Source organism: Pseudochryseolinea flava (genome assembly GCF_003286915.1).
Classification (GTDB): domain Bacteria; phylum Bacteroidota; class Bacteroidia; order Cytophagales; family Cyclobacteriaceae; genus Ohtaekwangia; species Ohtaekwangia flava.
Genome location: NZ_QMFY01000001.1, coordinates 151314 through 170137 on the forward strand (window position 1 = coordinate 151314; position 18824 = coordinate 170137).

The 18824-nt window shown below is 42.9% G+C and carries 14 protein-coding genes and 1 riboswitch; of the genes, 8 read left to right on the forward strand and 6 right to left on the reverse strand.

All coding sequences use genetic code 11. From position 1 onward, the window contains the following. Positions 1-289: 289 nt before the first annotated feature. Positions 290-1774, reverse strand: a complete 1485-nt coding sequence (locus tag DQQ10_RS00715; protein WP_112744881.1) for a LamG domain-containing protein — start codon at positions 1772-1774, stop codon at positions 290-292. Positions 1775-2032: 258 nt separating this feature from the next. Between DQQ10_RS00715 and fabG the strand changes: the two genes are divergently transcribed. The 5 genes from fabG (at position 2033) to DQQ10_RS00745 (ending at position 8282) form a co-directional block, all read left to right on the forward strand. Further along, positions 2033-2779 carry a 3-oxoacyl-[acyl-carrier-protein] reductase gene (fabG, locus tag DQQ10_RS00720; RefSeq protein WP_112744882.1) on the forward strand — a complete coding sequence of 249 codons (747 nt, stop codon included), beginning with the start codon at positions 2033-2035 and terminating at the stop codon, positions 2777-2779. A gap of 209 nt (positions 2780-2988) precedes the next feature. Beyond that, positions 2989-3969, forward strand: coding sequence for a hypothetical protein (locus DQQ10_RS00725; RefSeq protein ID WP_133259499.1), 981 nt, complete (start codon positions 2989-2991; stop codon positions 3967-3969). A 255-nt stretch (positions 3970-4224) separates the two neighbouring features. Further along, positions 4225-4335: riboswitch (SAM riboswitch) on the forward strand. Positions 4336-4609: 274 nt separating this feature from the next. Next, a complete protein-coding gene (locus DQQ10_RS00735; RefSeq protein ID WP_112744885.1) occupies positions 4610-5932 on the forward strand; it encodes an O-acetylhomoserine aminocarboxypropyltransferase/cysteine synthase family protein in 1323 nt (440 codons plus the stop codon). A 68-nt stretch (positions 5933-6000) separates the two neighbouring features. Continuing rightward, complete coding sequence (locus DQQ10_RS00740; protein ID WP_112744886.1) at positions 6001-7047, forward strand: homoserine O-acetyltransferase family protein; 1047 nt, start codon at positions 6001-6003, stop codon at positions 7045-7047. Continuing rightward, positions 7044-8282 carry a homoserine dehydrogenase gene (locus tag DQQ10_RS00745; RefSeq protein ID WP_112744887.1) on the forward strand — a complete coding sequence of 413 codons (1239 nt, stop codon included), beginning with the start codon at positions 7044-7046 and terminating at the stop codon, positions 8280-8282. Before DQQ10_RS00740 ends, DQQ10_RS00745 begins: the two co-directional genes overlap by 4 nt. An 85-nt stretch (positions 8283-8367) precedes the next feature. Here DQQ10_RS00745 and DQQ10_RS00750 read toward each other — a convergent pair whose 3' ends face one another. The 4 genes from DQQ10_RS00750 to recQ all read right to left on the reverse strand — a co-directional run bounded on the left by DQQ10_RS00750 (position 8368) and on the right by recQ (position 14049). Next, entirely contained in the window at positions 8368-8838 is a 471-nt protein-coding gene (locus DQQ10_RS00750; protein WP_112744888.1) for a gliding motility lipoprotein GldH, read from the reverse strand. Next, a complete protein-coding gene (locus tag DQQ10_RS00755; RefSeq protein ID WP_394341949.1) occupies positions 8835-10454 on the reverse strand; it encodes a PSP1 domain-containing protein in 1620 nt (539 codons plus the stop codon). The genes DQQ10_RS00750 and DQQ10_RS00755 overlap by 4 nt, the downstream gene beginning before the upstream one ends. Before the next feature lie 5 nt (positions 10455-10459). Further along, the gene (purD, locus tag DQQ10_RS00760) at positions 10460-11746 is read right to left on the reverse strand and encodes a phosphoribosylamine--glycine ligase (RefSeq protein ID WP_112744889.1); all 1287 of its coding nucleotides are present in this window, start codon (positions 11744-11746) and stop codon (positions 10460-10462) included. A gap of 110 nt (positions 11747-11856) precedes the next feature. Then, a complete protein-coding gene (recQ, locus tag DQQ10_RS00765; RefSeq protein ID WP_394341956.1) occupies positions 11857-14049 on the reverse strand; it encodes a DNA helicase RecQ in 2193 nt (730 codons plus the stop codon). Positions 14050-14105: 56 nt separating this feature from the next. Between recQ and DQQ10_RS00770 the strand changes: the two genes are divergently transcribed. Then, entirely contained in the window at positions 14106-15074 is a 969-nt protein-coding gene (locus DQQ10_RS00770; RefSeq protein WP_112744890.1) for a KpsF/GutQ family sugar-phosphate isomerase, read from the forward strand. A gap of 72 nt (positions 15075-15146) precedes the next feature. Beyond that, positions 15147-16226: a mannose-1-phosphate guanylyltransferase gene (locus DQQ10_RS00775; RefSeq protein WP_112744891.1), complete on the forward strand. Its 1080-nt coding sequence runs from the start codon at positions 15147-15149 to the stop codon at positions 16224-16226. 190 nt (positions 16227-16416) lie between these two features. Here the strand turns inward: DQQ10_RS00775 and DQQ10_RS00780 are convergent, their stop codons facing one another. After that, the gene (locus tag DQQ10_RS00780) at positions 16417-17334 is read right to left on the reverse strand and encodes a nucleotidyltransferase family protein (protein ID WP_112744892.1); all 918 of its coding nucleotides are present in this window, start codon (positions 17332-17334) and stop codon (positions 16417-16419) included. A gap of 188 nt (positions 17335-17522) precedes the next feature. Between DQQ10_RS00780 and DQQ10_RS00785 the strand changes: the two genes are divergently transcribed. Next, entirely contained in the window at positions 17523-18800 is a 1278-nt protein-coding gene (locus DQQ10_RS00785) for a sugar MFS transporter (RefSeq protein WP_112744893.1), read from the forward strand. Positions 18801-18824: the final 24 nt, after the last annotated feature.

Sequence of the window (18824 nt, forward strand, 5' to 3'; positions counted from 1 at the left end):
CAGCGGGTAAAGATAACAGCGGAGGCCGAATCGTGAAAATGAAATACAGGTCCGGGAGTCCGAAACACCGGAAGTCCGGAAGAAAAGACCGCCGATTTAGAAATTTATGGGCAATACCCGCGAAACGCTGGCCCGGGCTATCCGCTGTACTCCTCGTACCCCCGCACACAGCCCCTGCTACTGCGGGGTGCCGCTCCTATCCCTATTGCAGTTCGCCTATAATTCCCACAAAAAAAAGGGCCTGTCATCCAAAATGACAGGCCCTTTGCTATTTAAATCTCCTTAATATCTACTCATTAAAGAGCACCTGGATTTCGTCAACAGAAAGTGGTCTGTTGTAAATCCTGATGTCGTCTATTTTTCCAGTAAAGAATCGGGCAAGTTGGCCGCGTGAACCGATCGAGAGCGGCGCATCGTTAGCCGGGTTACACCATCCGCCATCGTAGGTTGTCGGATCTGTCGTTTCCGCTGCAAGCTCTCCATCAATAAATGTTTTTAAACTTGATCCGTCTTTTTGATAAACAATGTGAATAAATTGATTGCGTGGCACTACGGCTGTAAACGATTGTCCAATGTTACCACAATTCAATCCGTCTTGACGAACCGTTACGATTGAATTTGCATTGTACGGCGCACTTTGATCGAGCGATGCAATGCAATAAGGATAGCCTTGGTGATCGCCAACCCATTTTCTGATGATGTCGTTGATGCCGTTTGCATCTGTCTGATCACTGCTGATATCAACCCACACCGAGATCGAAAAGTTTTCATTGTATCCAAAGTCGATAAGGTCGTTGTCTTCAACAAGAATGTAGTCATAATCGCCATCAAAACGATAAGCAGCGTTTGCATTACCATGTCTATCCGTGGTGAGCGTAGCGCCTGTAACAACACCATGTAAATTGTTACGACTATCGTTGGCGTTTCCGTTGAAAAGGTATTCCGCCACAAGGCCATCGGTAGGAATGGTGTTATCATTTGGCCAAAGTTTTACGATCAACACATGGTCAGTAGTGTAGTAGGCCAATGAATCTTGAGAATACGTGGCCGTGAAAGGAGCATAACCACTCTTTGAAACGGTAAGTTTATACTGAGCATCTTTCTTCACAGAAACGCGATTTGTTTTTGCCGGAAGTTCTCCGTCAAAAAGAACGATGGCGTTATTGGCAGATGTAACCGTTACGCTGCTTGAGGTTAATTCAAAATTTTCTGTCGAAGGATCGTAAACGAACACACCGAGTTGAAAGCTCACTGTTTCCACTACGTTGAATGAGAACGTTGTGTAACCAAAATCTTCTGCATCTGAAAGTTCATCAATCGCGAGAACTTCAGGCGTAATTTTTTCGGTCTGATCGTCGGTGACATCAAAACTAATTGGAAGCGGATCGGCAACAAGATGCGCTAATGCCGAGCCTTCGAGAGGCGTAGCATAGATCACGTTACCATTGCTATCGAGCACAAGAAACTCAGTCAGGTTATAATGTCCGGGTTTGAGTTCAATTGGTTCACTAACAAAGTTGTTCCCAAATGCATACAAGGCAATTTTTTTCTTGTCGTACACTATGTTGCCAGCATCACTTTTAACAGACACAAGGAGAAATGCCGCATCAGTGTTTTTGACGCGTCCGTTGACAGATGTGCTTTTATTTCCAAAACTAAAAGTGACTTTGCCTGCTTTGTTTTCGGCGTCTTCCTGAAAACAAGAGGTGGTGATCAACGCCGTGGTCATGACAACGACGAGCGTCAAACTGCGATAATTCAAAAAACGTTTCATAAGATTTTAGTTGATTAAGAGGCGAACTGTTATTCCGAAAGGCACAGTGACGACCGCGAACTTAAGACGAAGAGATATTGGCTAAAGCAGCGTCCATTTGATGGCTTAAATCGGGGTTGAAACAAAAATAACAAAAATTTCGACACCGGATAGTCGTTGAAATTTAGGTGCAACTAACTATCCTTTCACGAATAAAACTATTAACGATTAACGGATAACGATTAACTTTGCTCCCGCCATTAAAAAATCCATTTAAGAATGAAATTACTCCAAGGCAAAACCGCGCTCGTAACAGGCGCTTCGAAAGGTATCGGCCGTTCCATCGCCATCCGGTATGCAGAACAAGGCGCAAACGTAGCCTTCACCTACCTCTCCAGTGTCGAACAAGGTCAGGCACTTGAAGCTGAACTCGCTGCAAAAGGTGTGAAAGCTAAAGGTTTCAAATCTGATGCATCTGATTTCGCACAAGCTGAAAAACTCATCAACGATGTGATCGCAGAATTTGGATCGCTCGACATACTCGTAAACAATGCTGGTATCACACAAGATACTTTGCTACTCCGAATGACGGTTGAGCAGTGGGATAAAGTAATCAACGTCAACCTCAAGTCTTGTTTCAACACCGTGAAGGCGGCGACGAAACAAATGATGAAACAGAAAAGCGGCTCCATCATCAACATGACTTCTGTTGTTGGTATTAAAGGAAACGCTGGACAAGCAAATTACGCTGCGTCGAAAGCGGGTATCATTGGTTTCACAAAATCAGTGGCGCTTGAATTAGGCTCACGCGGCATTCGTTCAAATGCGATTGCCCCTGGCTTCATTGAAACAGAAATGACCGCTGTGCTTGATCCGAAAACTGTACAAACATGGCGCGATGCTATTCCATTGAAACGCGGTGGCCGTCCTGAAGATGTTGCTGATGCCTGCGTATTCTTAGGATCAGATATGTCGAGCTATATCAGTGGACAAGTATTGCAAGTGGATGGTGGAATGCTTACTTAGAATGTATTGAGGTGTTGGTGTTCGGTGTACTTATTGCAAGAACTCACCTCACCCATTGCGAATGATTCAGAGAAAACTGTACAGCGGAAAGGCTGTTTAATTTAACAACTATGCGCCTTTCAAACATATGTCAAGAATTGTTAAATATCACGCGTTAGGAATCATTGGCGCGTGATATTTTTGATACTGAAGATCCCCAATTCAATAAAATGAAATTCATTTCTTTTAAGTTATCGATTGTTCTATTCTCCTGCATTATTATTTGTTCTGCGTGTGACAATAGCGACGACGAGGACAGCACTCCATCCAACAACATAACCGCTACCGTGAGAGGTGTCGTATCGGGTATCCTTAGAAATGGTGAACCGATAGAAGTTCCCTTCGAGTTATTATCTAAAAACGTGCATTCAATCGACAACTTTCTTAGTAGAAAGCAAATCCATATACATGCGGAAAACGATCCTCAATCGTTTACAAACATCAGATTAATTTTTGACCTCGACGGAAATCAAATCCTTGCACCAACATTGGAACATTTCGACCTAAGTCTTATGTCTCCCCTTTCACCCTCATCAATATTTTCACTTGGTGCAACTGCTGATTTTTACGAGCGCGATGCACTCGTTTTGATAAGTGACGAAAATAATGCGCCTTATAAATTGACTTATCTTGAGCACAATATGGATGTTGGTACTGGTCAGAGCGTTACCGTGAATACGCCGCTGGGAGCTTTTGTTCATGAACTTGGCAACTATTGTCACATGTTTAGAACATTAGATGAATCAAAGGAGATATATTTTTCTTTGCAACCCAACGGATACAATGAAGAGCTGGATTTAGACTATCATAGTTTTGTTGGAATCAGAGACGTTGCCTCTGGAGAATTTTCAGAAACATCAGCACTTTACGGTAGCTTGAAACTGGCTAGAAAAGTGTATAAGAATGCACAAGGGATGATTTTACTAGACGGCAATTTCACTGATCTTTCCACCACTACACTTTTGTCACGCGACGAAGCGTCAATAAAAAATATCGATTACGATCCAAACGACGGAAAGTTGTCATACGATTTTGTTATAGAAATGATCCGTCAGGATTTCACGGTTGATGGGAATCGAATTAACACCACGCACCATCCTCTAAAAATAACCGGAACGGTCGATTGTAAAATCTACAATGTAGTTCGTTAACACAATATTTACCGTGTCAAATCCACTATGCTATTTTCAGACATATTTCAATCATTGTTAAAATATCACGCGTCAGGGACCATGGCGCGTGATATTTTTCGGACTTCACGACTTTCGGACTCTACACACTGATTCTCAATACATTCCGAACGTATGTAAGGAAGACGTGTAAGATTTTTTCAACTTTTAATTTGGAAACACGTTATTCCAATTCTAGTTTTGTGTCCTCAAGTCGAAGAAGCGATCCGCTTTATCGATTTATAAAGAAGCGTGGAGAGACAGGCTCTTAGAAACGCTAGCAACCTCCTGAAAACAGAAAGGTGCTAAATCCTGATCCGATCTCAATTGGGACGGAAAATATAAACCGATTAAAAAATGAAAAATTTCATTTCAAACATTGCCGGTAACACCCTTAGCAGGTTGCGTTCGATCCATTCCACCAATTTCCAAATTATTTGTTGCTGCATGTGCGCCATGTGTTGTTGCGCATGCTGTTGCTGCTAATTCGTAAGCGCTCCGCTTCCAACAGCAAACTAGCCAATGACCTTGCCAAGTGACAAGCACGGTTACCGCTACGTCTAACATCGACTATCCAAAACAAGAGTTCCACGCGTCTTAAAACATTTAAAATTTTACAGTTATGTCAAACTTACATTTCGAAACCCTCCAACTTCACGCCGGACAGGAAATTGATCCTACTACACGTTCACGCGCCGTTCCGATTTATCAAACAACATCGTATACTTTCCGTGATTCTGAACATGGTGCAAACCTCTTCGCATTGAAAGAATTCGGAAACATCTATACACGGATCATGAATCCGACAACAGATGTATTCGAAAAAAGAATTGCTGCCCTTGAAGGTGGTGTTGCTGCACTCGCTACAGGGTCTGGACAAGCTGCACAATTCTTAGCACTCAACAATATTTTACAAGCGGGTGACAATTTCGTCTCGACATCGTTTGTGTATGGCGGAACTTACAACCAATTCAAAGTCGCTTTCAAACGACTTGGCATCGACGTTCGATTTGCTGATGGTGACAAAGTAGAATCATTCGAAAAACACATCGATAAAAATACGAAAGCACTCTACCTCGAAACGATTGGGAATCCTGGCTTCAACATTCCTGACTTCGAAGCCATCGCGGCGCTTGCGCGTAAACATGATCTTCCATTGATCGTCGATAATACTTTCGGTGCCGCAGGATATCTCTTCCGTCCATTGGAACATGGTGCCAACGTAGTAGTAGAGTCTGCAACAAAATGGATCGGTGGTCACGGTACTTCCATTGGTGGCGTCATCGTTGATGGTGGAAATTACAATTGGGCAAATGGTAAATTCCCGCAATTCACTGAACCATCAGAAGGCTATCATGGATTAAAATTCTGGGATGTGTTCGGCGAAGGAAATCCGTTGGGATTGCCAAACATCGCATTCATCATCCGCGCACGTGTTGAAGGTCTTCGCGATTTCGGACCCGCGTTAAGTCCATTCAATTCATTCTTGTTATTACAAGGACTCGAAACATTATCACTTCGTGTCCAACGTTCGGTAGATAACGCGCTTGCACTAGCGCAGTGGCTTGAAAAACATGAGCTCGTCGAAAACGTAAATTATCCAGGACTTGCGAGTAGCCCTTATCATAAGCTCGCGAAAAAATATTTACGCAACGGATTCGGCGCTGTACTCTCTTTCACCATAAAAGGAACGAAAGAACACTCCGCAAAATTCGTCGATCAATTGAAGCTTGTGAGTCACCTCGCCAACGTAGGCGATGCAAAAACATTGATCATTCAACCATCGGCAACAACACATCAGCAGCTTTCGGATGAAGAACAACTTGCCGCGGGTGTATTGCCAAACCTGCTTCGTATTTCAGCTGGTATTGAACATATCGACGACATCAAAGCAGATCTTCAACAAGCTTTCGCTAAAGTTTTTGAAGGTGAATTAGTATCCTAAGTTAAAGTTTAAATAGTGCTCCGACCTCTCCCGATTGTATTGGGAGAGGAAACGGAGAAAAGTAGAAAATGGAAAAGCACGATCACACCTTCCACCACAACCAAACCTTCACGCTCGAGAGCGGTGAAACTCTTCCTGGTTTTCAGTTGAAGTACACCACGCTTGGGAAATTGAATCATGAACGTAGCAACATTGTTTGGGTTTGTCATGCACTGACAGGTAGCTCTGATTTTACCGATTGGTGGGGAGAGCTTTTTCGTGAAGGCAGTACATTCGATCCGCAGCATTACTTTATCATCTGCGCGAACATGCTCGGTGGATGTTATGGATCAACAGGACCTCTTTCATTGAACGCATCTACCGGGAAACCTTTCTTTCATAGCTTTCCAACCTTAACGAATCGCGATACTGTTAAAGCGTTCGATCTTCTTCGTCAAGAATTAAAAATCGAAAAAGTTCATACGCTACTCGGAGGCTCACTTGGTGGTCAGCAAGTATTGGAATGGGCGATACAACAACCAGCGGTATTCGAACACATTATTCCCATGGCTTGTAATGCTGTGCATTCACCTTGGGGTATCGCTTTCAACGAAGCGCAACGCATGGCCATCGAAGCCGACCCTACGTGGAAAGAAAATGATCAGCGTGCAGGTAGTGAAGGACTAAAGGCAGCACGCGCGATTGGAATGATTTCATATCGTCACTATGAGACATTCAATCAAACACAAGCTGAAAAATCTAATGATAAGTTGGACGACTTCAGAGCAGCAACTTACCAACGTTATCAAGGCGATAAACTCGTTAATCGTTTCAATGCGTTCTCGTATTGGACATTGAGTAAAATGATGGATAGCAACAACGTGGGTAGAAACCGCGTGAGCGTTAAAGATGCATTAGCGACGATCAAGGCAAAAGCTTTGGTGATCGCCATCGACAGCGATATCCTTTATCCTCCAGTAGAACAAAAATTCTTAGCAGAGTATATTCCGAATGCCCAATTGAAAGAGATCACTTCACTTTATGGTCACGACGGATTTTTAGTTGAGTTCGACCAACTCGACACCATACTTAAACAGTTTTATCAACAAAAGAAATTTAGCACGGTATTATCATGAGAAAGAAATTGAAACTTGGGTTATTCGGATTTGGTTGCGTCGGACAAGGATTGTATCACGTACTTCACGAAACACACGGTGGTGTTCAGGCAGAAATAAAAAAGATCTGCGTAAAGACAAGAAACAAAGAACGTATTCTACCAGATCACTTCTTTACATTCGACCGTGCAGAAATCCTAAACGATCCAGAAATTGATGTTGTTGTTGAATTGATCGACGATGCTAGCGTCGCTTACGAAGTTTTAAAAACCGCCCTGGCACATGGCAAAGCAGTCGTGACGGCAAACAAGAAAATGCTTGCTGAACATCTTGAAGAAATTTATCATTTACAGAAAAAATACAATAAACCCGTCATCTACGAAGGAGCCGTTTGCGGGAGCATTCCTATCCTTCGCAACTTAGAAGAGTACTACGACAATGATTTGATCAGTAGCATTGACGGTATCTTCAACGGCTCTACAAATTTCATTCTTACAAAAGTATTTGAAGAGAAGAAAAGTTATGCTGAAGCGTTAAAGACTGCGCAGGAACTCGGATTTGCTGAATCCGACCCTAGCCTTGATGTAAAAGGTTTCGATCCAAAGTTCAAATTGGTCATCGCCATTGCGCATACCTTTGGACTTTTCGTTAAACCTGAGAATGTCATCAATATCGGTATCGATCACATCTCAGATCTCGATCTCAAGTTTGCACGTGAGAAGGGCTATACAATCAAATTGATTGCACGAGCATTCAAACAAAATGGAAACATCTACGGATTCGTAGCACCACAATTTGTCGACACACACAATCCGCTTGCTTCTGTGCGCAATGAATATAACGCCGTTCAGGTGCAGGGAGCGTTCGCAGAAAAGCAATTGTTTATTGGAAAAGGTGCCGGAAGTTATCCAACAGGATCAGCAGTATTATCTGATATCTCTGCATTGTCTTACGACTACTCTTACGAATACAAAAAGCTACACCAGGAAACTGGACTTACATTCTCTAATAACTTGTTACTCGACGCGTTTGTAAGCTTCGACCTCGATGTAAATATCACCGTTAAAGATTTTGAAAGACTTGATTCCGGCTATGCTGCCAATGGAAAACAATACATGGTCGGACAAGTGAAACTTGAAAAACTTCGCGAGTGGAGCCTCATTCCAAGTGTCGGCGTTATCCTTGCACCGGAATGCAAATTCGTATCGCAGGACGCTTCAACTAAAGAATCTCTTCTAGAGTTAAAAACTGTTTAAGATCATCTATAAAAAAAAGAGATTGGCTATCACTAACCAATCTCTTTTTTTTATTCCAATTTGAATATAATCTCTGCTTTAACCCTTACTTCGTCGCCCGTTCCACACGAAGCCCTACCGCCAGAATTCCTTCCAACGAATCCGTTCTCATGTAATGCTGGTACTCAACGGTAAATTTTCCTTTATATGGAAACTGAAAATCTTTCAAGAGCAGAAATTGATGATCAAAAATATCACCCAGGCCACTATTGCCGAAAGGCTCGCCTGACTTCGCATGAAACAGAAATTCGTTCAGCAAATTTTGCTTCAGTACAGCTCCTGTTGAGTCTTGCAGGGTGTAGTTCATAAAAAAACGTGACCATGGATACGAGACAGAGTTGCGCACGTTGCTGTAAACATTGTATCGCATGCTAGGATCGTCTATCACAAAATCAAACTTAGGTTTCTCGGCCATCTTCCATTGCTCTTCGTCGAAGTCATGGTACTGCTCAAACACGCGCGCATCATCGCACGACATACAGAGCATCATCAACGAGATTATCAACAAGTTTCTCATTCTTGATCTCCCGTTTTTGGTTGTTGATCATCAGAACGTTGTTCGCGCGGAGGACGAGGTTCACGTGGCTGTTGGTTTCCACCTTGACGCTGTTGATTCCCTTGACGCGGCTGACCTTGATTACCTTGGCCTCCTTGGCGATTTTGGTTTCCCTGATTTCCTTGGCCTCCCTGTCTATTCTGATTTCCTTGACCGCCCTGCTTATTCTGATTTCCTTGATTGCCCTGACCGCCTTGACGATTTTGATTGCCTTGCTCTCCTTGGCCACCACCTTGACGATTCTGATTTCTCTGTTGCCCCTGACCGCCCTGACGATTCTGATTGCCTTGACGATTTTGATTGCCTTGATTTCCTTGCCCCCCCTGACGATTCTGGTTTCCTTGCTGTCCTTGACGTGGCGGCTGATTTTCTCGACGCGGCTGTTGTTGCGTTTGTTGTTTCGGCGCTTGCTGTTCTGCAGTAGGTTGCGACTGCTCTGCTCCTCCTTCCGGCGCCTGGCCCTCCCGTTGTGGACCTTTCTTTTTCTTCTTCTTATTACGCGACTTGCTCTTGAACTTCTTGTCCATGCGATCGAGGTCGCTGTTCAACGTACTCGTCGGTATCTTTTCTTCTTCTTGATCGATATCTAAAGTAGCCGGACGTTTTCCCTCACGATTCATGCGAAGAATGTGATTAACACGTTCGATGTTGACTGGATACCAAGTGTTCTCTTCTTGAAATCCAAACCACATGATCTTTCTAAAAATATCTGTTTTCTGAAGTGTTGCCTCACCTTTTTCCGTGAGCAACGGTCCTTCAATTTTCGGAATATGCTCCAACGCTTCCATGTACGTATCAAGCTCATAGTTGAGACAGCACTTGAGCCTTCCGCATTGTCCTGAAAGTTTGCTTGGATTAAGGGAAAGATTTTGATAGCGTGCAGCACTTGTTGCAACGTTTTTAAAATCACTCAACCACGTTGAGCAACATAATTCACGTCCGCATACGCCAATACCGCCCAATCGACCTGCTTCTTGACGCAAGCTAATTTGGCGCATCTCTACACGGATTTTAAACTCGCCAGCAAGAATCTTGATGAGTTCGCGAAAATCTACGCGATCGTCGGCAGAGTAGTAGAAGGTTGCTTTTGTATTGTCGGCTTGATACTCAATGTCCGACAATTTCATTTGCAGTTTGAGGTCACGTGTAATTTCACGTGTGCGGTATAGTGTAGGAAGTTCGCGTTTCTTTACTTCCTCTAACTTTTCAAGATCTTTTTGCGTTGCTAAACGGTATATTTTTTTGATCTCGTCGTCGTCAGCAATTTTCTTCTTTTGCATTTGAAGACGAACCAATTCACCTTGCATGGAAACATATCCAACATGGTGACCATTCGGAACTTCAACGACAATAGCATCGCCCGTATGAAGGTTTAATCGTTCTGTATTTCTATAGAATTCTTTCCTTCCGTTTTTAAAGCGTACTTCTGTAATCGGAAACTTATCTTCTTTTGGCATATCCATGTTAGACAGCCAATCAAACACATTCATTTTATTACAACCACCGGTACCACAAGCGCCGTTGTTATTGCAGCCTGCTGTTTTTCCGTTCTTGGTTGTTCCACATGCACATCCCATCGCACTTAACTTTTATAGTTCATTAAATCCTGGCCGATGTCTTGTCGATAATACAATCCATCCCAATCAATTTGCGCGGCGGCTGCGTATGCTTTTTTACGAGCATCATCAAGCGAATTTCCTTTGCCTGAAATAGCCAACACCCGGCCACCATCGGTAACAACTTTTTGTTGATGTCCTTTAGTTCCTGCGTGAAACACAATCGCCTCGGTTTTCTTTTCCAAGCCGTTAATTTCTTTCCCGCGTTCGTAGTCGCCAGGGTAACCGCCGGATACCAATGCCAGTGTAACAACATGGCTATCGTCTATTTCAATTGTTTTTTCTTTTAAGCCCGTGCCTGCAGCTGCCACCAGAAGATCGAGAAAATCGCTTTTGATTCTCGGCATGACCGCTTGTGTTTCCGGATCACCCATCCGCGCATTGTACTCGATCACGTACGGCACGCCACCAACATTCATGATACCCACAAAAATGAATCCTTTGTAAGGAATACCTTCTTTGTGAAGTGCATCAATCGTCGGCTTCACGACTTCAGTTTCTACGCGTTTCATAAATACCGTATTGGCAAACACAACAGGCGAAACAGCGCCCATGCCACCGGTATTCGGTCCTGTGTCGCCTTCGCCAATGCGCTTGTAATCCTTCGCTTCAGGAAGAATCACATAATCTTTTCCATCGGTGAGCACAAACACAGATACTTCTATTCCGCTGAGGAACTCTTCAATCAATACCTTCGCACTTGCTTCACCAAATTTCTTGTTCACCAGCATGTCCTTTAAGACTGCTTTTGCTTCCGCCTGACTAAGGCTGATGATCACACCCTTACCAGCAGCCAATCCATCGGCTTTCAATACGATTGGTGGCTTGCATGTTGAGATATAATCGAATGCTGGATCAAGGTCGTTGGCGGTAAACGTTCTTGCTTTCGCGGTAGGAATACCGTTGCGAAGCATAAACTGCTTAGAAAAGTCTTTGCTGCCTTCCAATTGAGCGCCAAGTTTTCCTGGGCCAATCATGGGAATATCTTTGAGCGATGAGTCTGCTTCAAAGTAATCGCGAATACCTTCAACGAGTGGGCCTTCAGGACCGACCACCACGAGTGAAATGGATTCGTCTTTGCAGAACTGTCCAAGCTTCGCGAAATCATTGATCGCTATGGGTACATTTTGAGCTACCTCGGCTGTACCAGTGTTACCGGGGGCGACATATATTTTGCCACAAAGTGGGCTTTGGCTAATCTTCCAGGCAAGAGCATGCTCTCTACCTCCATTACCAATCACGAGAACGTTCATTCAGGTTGGGTTGAACCCCAAAGATAACCGCGAAATCGGTTAAATAAAACCCAAAAAAAGACCCCGGCAACGTGTTCGCTTCCGGGGTCTTCAAGTCCTAATGTAAACTCCTAATTGGCGTATTCCGACATGAATTTGATACGCATCAACCGAATCTCCTCTTCGGAGTAGTCGCCCATCGAATCATCATTCAAGGCAGCCTCAATGCTATCCGTATCGGCATTCATGAAGTAATCATGGATGTCTTCCTGCTTATGTGAGTCTATCACCTGATCAATGTAGTAGTTCAAATTCAGTTTTGTTCCAGAGTAGCAAATGTTCTCGATCTCTGTCAACATATCTTCGAACGAAAGCGTGGTCGTTTCGGCAATCTCCTCCAAATCCACTTTCCTGTCGATTTGTTGAATGATGAAGATTTTAGTTTTCGATTTATTGACCGACGACTTTACAACAACATCGTTGGCTGTTTCAATATCATTGTCGTCGACATATTGTTGTATTGTTTCTAAAAACTCTTTACCAAACTTATTCACCTTACCCATACCCACACCGTTCACTTGTGCGAGATCTTCTTTTGTGGTTGGATAAGTCGTGGCCATTTCTTCCAGTGACGGATCTTGGAAGATCACGTATGGTGGAAGATCTTTTTCTTTTGCAATCTTCTTGCGAAGCGCCTTCAGTATCTCGAACAGCTTAACATCATACGACTTCGCATTCACGGGAGCCTTCTCTGCTGATTCCTCCTCCTCATCGATATCGGTTGTGAAATCATGATCACGTGCGAGTTCCACTGGATGAGGATGCTTCATGAATTCAGTACCTTTCGCTGTAACCCTCAACGCGCCGATGTTATCGATATCTTTCTCAAGGTATTGATATATCAACGCTTGACGAATTACTGACTTCCAGTAATCTACGTCCTCATCACTTCCTTTGCCGTATACAGCAAGATCGAAATGACCATAGCTCTTCACGTATTCATCTTCAACACCGCGAATAACATTCACCAAGTGATTTAATCCGAAGCGTTCGTTAGTAAGTTTTGTTGTTTGAATAACAAGCTTCACAGCATCTGTTCCATCGAAGCGCTCACGAGGATGAACGCAATTGTCGCACATGCCGCAGTTCTCTTGCTTATATTCTTCACCGAAATAGTGAAGGAGTTGTCTTCGGCGACACACGGGTGACTCCGCATAGTATTCCATTTCCTGTAACAGGATGCGCGCATTCTCGCGCTCTTGCACAGGTTTATCTTTGTTGAATTTTTCGAGCTTGTTCAAGTCGTTATGACTGTAGAACATCAAACAGTGTCCTTCAAGTCCATCACGGCCAGAGCGACCAGTTTCTTGGTAATAGCCTTCAAGAGATTTTGGAACATCATAGTGCACCACGAAGCGAACATCTGGCTTGTCGATTCCCATACCAAATGCGATCGTTGCTACGATGATATCAACTTCTTCATTTAAGAAATCATCCTGATTTTTCATACGCACGTCTGGATCTAAACCAGCGTGGTAAGGTGCAGCTTTGAAACCGTTTACATTGAGAAGCTGTGCGATCTCTTCTACTTTCTTTCTGCTAAGACAATAGATTACACCTGACTTTCCTTTATTGTCTTTCAGGAATTTGATCAGTTGTTTCTTCGTTTCTTTTTTAGGGCGAACTTCGTAGAAGAGATTTTTTCTATTGAAAGATGAAATGAAGACATCGGCTTCTTCCATCTGCAAGTTCTTCTGAATGTCGATTTGGACTTTCGGTGTTGCTGTTGCCGTGAGTGCGATCACGGGCATATCACCGAGGTTCTGAATCATAGTTTTAATTCTTCTATACTCAGGGCGGAAGTCATGCCCCCACTCGGATATACAGTGCGCTTCATCAATGGCAACAAACGAGACATTTACTTTCTTGAGAAATTCGATTGTCTCTTCTTTATTGAGTGACTCAGGTGCAACGTAAAGAAGTTTTACGTTGCCGTTCATACATTCTTTTTTGAGTTTAGTGATTTCCCCTTTGCTTAGCGTAGAGTTCATGAAGCGAGCGTTGATGCCGTACGCGTTCATTTGATCTACTTGATTTTTCATGAGGGCAATAAGCGGGGAGATTACGATGGCAAGACCATTCGTAACCATGGCTGGCAACTGATAGCATAAAGATTTACCAGCGCCAGTAGGCATAATGACAAAAGTATTTTTTCCTTCCAGTAAATTCCGGATGATAGTCTCTTGATTTCCTCGGAACTGACTGTAACCGAAAATTTCCTTGAGTCTTTCTTTTAACGCGTCTTTCTCTTCGACCAACATCATTTCGTCTTGATAAATTGTATCTTTGCCCATAGGACAAAGCTAACTTTGAAAAGGAATTGAATTTAGTAAAAAATATTAAAAAAATTGCACAGGATGTGTTAATAAATGAATCCCGAGCAATTCACAATCTCATCAATTTTATTGATGACAACTTCGAAGCTTGTGTAAAAGAAATTTATTCTACAAAAGGGCGAGTTGTCATTACAGGCGTTGGCAAGAGTGCCATTATTGCCAATAAAATTGTTGCTACGTTGAACTCTACTGGAACGCCTTCAATTTTCATGCACGCTGCAGATGCGATTCATGGCGATCTTGGCATGATTCAAAAAGATGATATCGTGATTTGTATTTCCAAGAGTGGAAACACACCCGAGATCCGCGTTCTAGTTCCGTTATTGAAACGAAGAGGTTCAAAGCTTGTTGCCCTTGTGAGCAACACAAATTCATATTTAGCACAGCAAGCCGATTTCTTGTTAAATGCAACGATTGCAGAGGAAGCTTGTCCTCACAATCTCGCACCCACGACAAGCACGACAGCACACCTTGCTCTTGGAGACGCACTCGCGGTGTGTTTATTGGAGCTTCGCGATTTTTCGAGCAAAGATTTTGCAGAGTATCATCCCGGAGGATCATTGGGCAAACAACTCTACCTCAAAGTGTCTGACATTTACACACACAATCAGCTTCCCGCGGTAACGCCACACACATCCCTGAAAGATGTTATCCTTGAAATTTCCTCGAAAAGGCTAGGTTGTACGGCTGTTTTATCACCGGACAATAAATTGATGGGGCTCATCACTGACGGGGACCTTCGTCGAATGCTGCAAAAAAATTCCAACCTAACAGATGTAAAGGCGAGCGATATCATGTCGACCAAGCCGAAGACCATTGAAAAAGATGAATATGCGGTCAAAGCCTTACATCAAATGCAAGAGGCAAATATCACACAACTTGTGGTTGTCGATGGCGAAAAAGTTGCGGGATTTATACATTTGCATGACCTACTCAAAGAAGGAATCATTTAAATTGCGCAGAAATTCTTTGTAAAAATTTTGTGACACACCTCATTTACGAAACGTCTTACGTTTAAAATCCGAATGAACAAAAATTTATATGTAGTACTGATGGCTGGTGGCGTCGGCGTACGCTTTTGGCCATACAGTCGTAACTCAAAGCCGAAACAATTTCTGGACGTACTTGGCACCGGAAGAACATTACTTCAATCAACGATCGATCGCTTCTTGCCGATTTGCCCGGTTGAAAACATATACGTCGTTACGCATGAAGAACACACTGCATTGGTGAAAGAACAACTTCCTCAATTAGGGAGTCATCAAATTCTTTCCGAACCGATGCGTAAAAATACCGCTGCTTGTATTGCGTATGCGAGCTACAAAATCGCTCAGCAAAACAGTGAAGCCGTAATTGTCGTGACGCCATCCGATCATTTGATCCTGCGCGAAGAAGAATTTCAAGAAGTTATTCGCAAGGCAGCAGATCAAGCAAAAAGTCAAGACAAACTTATCACCCTTGGAATTTCACCGACAAGACCTGAAACAGGTTACGGTTATATTCAATATCACACCGAGAAATCTTTTGCAAAGAAAGTGAAAACCTTCACGGAGAAACCTGAGCTTTCGCTAGCAAAGAAATTTCTTGAAAGCGGTGACTTCGTATGGAACTCTGGAATTTTTATTTGGGGCGTTCAAGCCATTCTCCAAGCGTTTCACCTTTACTTACCAGAGATGGCGGAAGTATTCGACGAACAAGTTAAAGCACGGCTCAACACGAACGACGAACGCGAAGCTATTCTTAGCGCTTACTCGCAATGTAAAAGTGTGTCCATCGATTACGGAATCATGGAAAAAGCACAAAACGTTTTCGTCTGTTTAGGAAATTTCAATTGGTCTGACCTCGGCTCGTGGGGATCAATTCACGAAATCTCTTCGAAAGACGAAAACAATAACGCGATCAGCGCCAACGCCATTACGTACGAATCACGCAATTGCATTGTTAAAGGTTCACCTGATAAACTGATCGTTGTTCAAGGTTTGAACGGCTATCTGGTTGGCGAATTTGGCAACGTGGTAATCGTCTGTGAAAAAGACCGCGAAGATCAGTTTAGACGCTTCGTGAACGACGTAAAGGCAAGACCTAATTCAGGGGAATATATTTAAGTTTAAAGTTCAAAGTTCAAAGTTCAAAGTTTTGCTACATAGACATAGAAGACTTTGAACTTTATAACTTCAACTTTAATCTACTTGCGAAATCCATTTAGGTTAAAAGTCTAAGGTTTGAAGTTTTGTTACAGATGTACATTAAAGAACTTTAAACTTTTAACCTTAAACTTTAAACTTTGCACTTTCCTTACCAAAGCACCTCAGGATAGTCTCCCTTCTTAATCAATTCCTTGATCTTTGAAGAAACTTCTTCCTTATCTTCTTTATAGGTAACACCGAACCAGATATTTCCGCCACCGAGTACTTTTACTTTTCCTTTACCTGTTTGAATCATTTGATTGGCAATGAGGGGAACGTAAAATTCTGACTTAAGATTATCGTGATTGGTTTTCAAAAATTCATCAAACATTTCTGATGCAACATCCAATACGTTTGGACGGAAGCCCCAGAAGTTCATCGACGTTGGCGCAGTTGCGCTTAACTCTCGATCACCCTCCTTCTCTTTCGAAATGATCTTTCCATTTTCCTTCACAATGGTTGTGCGCTCAACAACAGATTTTAAGTAACCGTCTGCATCAGCTTCACCTACACCACGCGAAACACTTCCATGCTCAGAGAGAACGTTCTTCAACGTGAAACCTACCATCGCGTGTGAACCAGTAGTATCGTTGTTGAAAAAGTCAGCCATGGCCGCGAAAGAATCTTTACCATAAAAATCATCGGCGTTGATCGCGACGAATGGTTCTTTCAAAACATCTTTTGCGCATAACACGGCATGCCCTGTTCCCCATGGCTTGACACGCTCTGCATTTTGATATTCCGCAGGGATCATTTTATCGAGTGACTGCACCACATACGCTACTTCAACTTTGCCTTCAAGTTTCGGTTGAAATTTTTCGCGCACGATGTCTTTGATTTCATCACGAACGATGAACACTACTTTCGTAAAACCGGCACGTACAGCATCGAAGAGCGAATAATCCATTATTGTTTCACCGTTCGGCCCAAAGCCGTCGATTTGTTTAATACCACCGTAACGGCTTCCCATGCCGGCAGCGAGGACGAGTAAGGCTATATTTTTGCGTGTGCGATTTGGTGTGTCCATTATTGTTTCTTTTATTTAAAACTGTGTTTGCGCAAACATTAAGCTAAAATTGATATTTTGAAGCTTTATCGAATTCAAAAAACGCTATTTGGGCGCAAATTAAAGGATTCTAATTAAACATTGTGTGCGAAAGGCACACATTTAGCGAAGCAAACAAATACCTCAACCTTTAACCTATACCACGCATCATGACGAATCAGAAAAATTCATATGCCGTCCCGATGATTATCATTGGTTCGCTGTTCTTCATCTTCGGCTTTGTTACTTGGCTCAACGGTCCACTCATCACGTTTGTAAAACTTGCATTCAACTTACAAACCGATGGAGAAGCTTTTTGGGTAACGACAGCTTTTTATATGTCATACTTCGTTCTTGCACTTCCTTCCTCATGGATTCTTGAGAAAACCGGCATGAAGAAAGGTATGGCACTCGGATTACTTGTTATGGCTATAGGGACATTTTTGTTCGGGCATTTTGCTACAGCAAGAAATTATCACATGTCATTGTTTGGGCTATTTGTCATCGGCTCTGGACTAACATTTCTTCAAGCAGCTTCCAATCCTTATATCAGCATCATAGGGCCGATTGAAAGTGCTGCGCAAAGAATCAGCATCATGGGGATCTGTAACAAGATCGCTGGAATTTTAAGTCCAATCATCATAGGCGCATTTGTTCTTACCGGCGTTGATGAGTTCGAAAAAAATGTGAAGGCTGCGACAGACGAGGCTACGAGAGAAGCTTTGCTGAATGAATTTGCTGCCAAAATTTATACGCCTTACATGATCATGGCTGGCGTGCTCGTCCTACTTGCTTTTTGGATACTTAAATCGGGGCTACCTGAAATTAAAGCATCAGAAGTAAATCAAGAACCTGTCGGCACGTCTGAGAAAGGAAAGACAAGTTTGTTTCAATTTCCGCATGTATTACTTGGCGCCTTATGCCTTTTTCTCTACGTGGGCGTTGAAGTTATCGCCGGGGATGCAATCGGTACTTATGGCAAAGGTTTTAACATCCCGTCAGATGAAACCAAGTATTTTACATCCTATACATTGGGCGCAATGTTGGTTGGCTATCTCATCGGATTGTTCACAATTCCGAAGTACTTATCTCAGGCAAACGCATTGAAATTCTCCGCCATATCAGGCGTGATTTTCACAATTGCCGCAGTATTTACACAGGGATATACATCTGTAATTTTTGTCGCACTGCTTGGACTCTCAAATGCATTGATGTGGCCTGCTATTTGGCCACTTGCAATTAGCGGTCTTGGCAAGTTCACCGAAAAAGGTTCTGCGCTCCTGATCATGGGTATAGCAGGTGGAGCTGTCATTCCAAAAATCTTTGCTGAAATTAAAACTGACACTAACTTCCAGATGGTGTTTCTTGCACTCATGCTACCATGCTACCTTTTCATCCTCTATTATGGATCGAAAGGTTATCTCGTTGGCAAGACTAGCAAAGCATAGAAACAACTATTTTATAATCTAAAA

What these genes read in the sequence shown, in the direction of transcription:
- DQQ10_RS00785 (WP_112744893.1), top strand. Translation starts at nt 17,523, where the DNA reads ATGACGAATCAGAAAAATTCATATGCCGTCCCGATGATTATCATTGGT.
- DQQ10_RS00735 (WP_112744885.1), top strand. Translation starts at nt 4,610, where the DNA reads ATGTCAAACTTACATTTCGAAACCCTCCAACTTCACGCCGGACAGGAA.
- DQQ10_RS00780 (WP_112744892.1), bottom strand. Translation starts at nt 17,334, where the DNA reads ATGGACACACCAAATCGCACACGCAAAAATATAGCCTTACTCGTCCTC.
- DQQ10_RS00725 (WP_133259499.1), top strand. Translation starts at nt 2,989, where the DNA reads ATGAAATTCATTTCTTTTAAGTTATCGATTGTTCTATTCTCCTGCATT.
- DQQ10_RS00740 (WP_112744886.1), top strand. Translation starts at nt 6,001, where the DNA reads ATGGAAAAGCACGATCACACCTTCCACCACAACCAAACCTTCACGCTC.
- DQQ10_RS00775 (WP_112744891.1), top strand. Translation starts at nt 15,147, where the DNA reads ATGAACAAAAATTTATATGTAGTACTGATGGCTGGTGGCGTCGGCGTA.
- fabG (WP_112744882.1), top strand. Translation starts at nt 2,033, where the DNA reads ATGAAATTACTCCAAGGCAAAACCGCGCTCGTAACAGGCGCTTCGAAA.
- purD (WP_112744889.1), bottom strand. Translation starts at nt 11,746, where the DNA reads ATGAACGTTCTCGTGATTGGTAATGGAGGTAGAGAGCATGCTCTTGCC.
- DQQ10_RS00750 (WP_112744888.1), bottom strand. Translation starts at nt 8,838, where the DNA reads ATGAGAAACTTGTTGATAATCTCGTTGATGATGCTCTGTATGTCGTGC.
- DQQ10_RS00745 (WP_112744887.1), top strand. Translation starts at nt 7,044, where the DNA reads ATGAGAAAGAAATTGAAACTTGGGTTATTCGGATTTGGTTGCGTCGGA.
- recQ (WP_394341956.1), bottom strand. Translation starts at nt 14,049, where the DNA reads ATGATGTTGGTCGAAGAGAAAGACGCGTTAAAAGAAAGACTCAAGGAA.
- DQQ10_RS00755 (WP_394341949.1), bottom strand. Translation starts at nt 10,454, where the DNA reads ATGGGATGTGCATGTGGAACAACCAAGAACGGAAAAACAGCAGGCTGC.
- DQQ10_RS00715 (WP_112744881.1), bottom strand. Translation starts at nt 1,774, where the DNA reads ATGAAACGTTTTTTGAATTATCGCAGTTTGACGCTCGTCGTTGTCATG.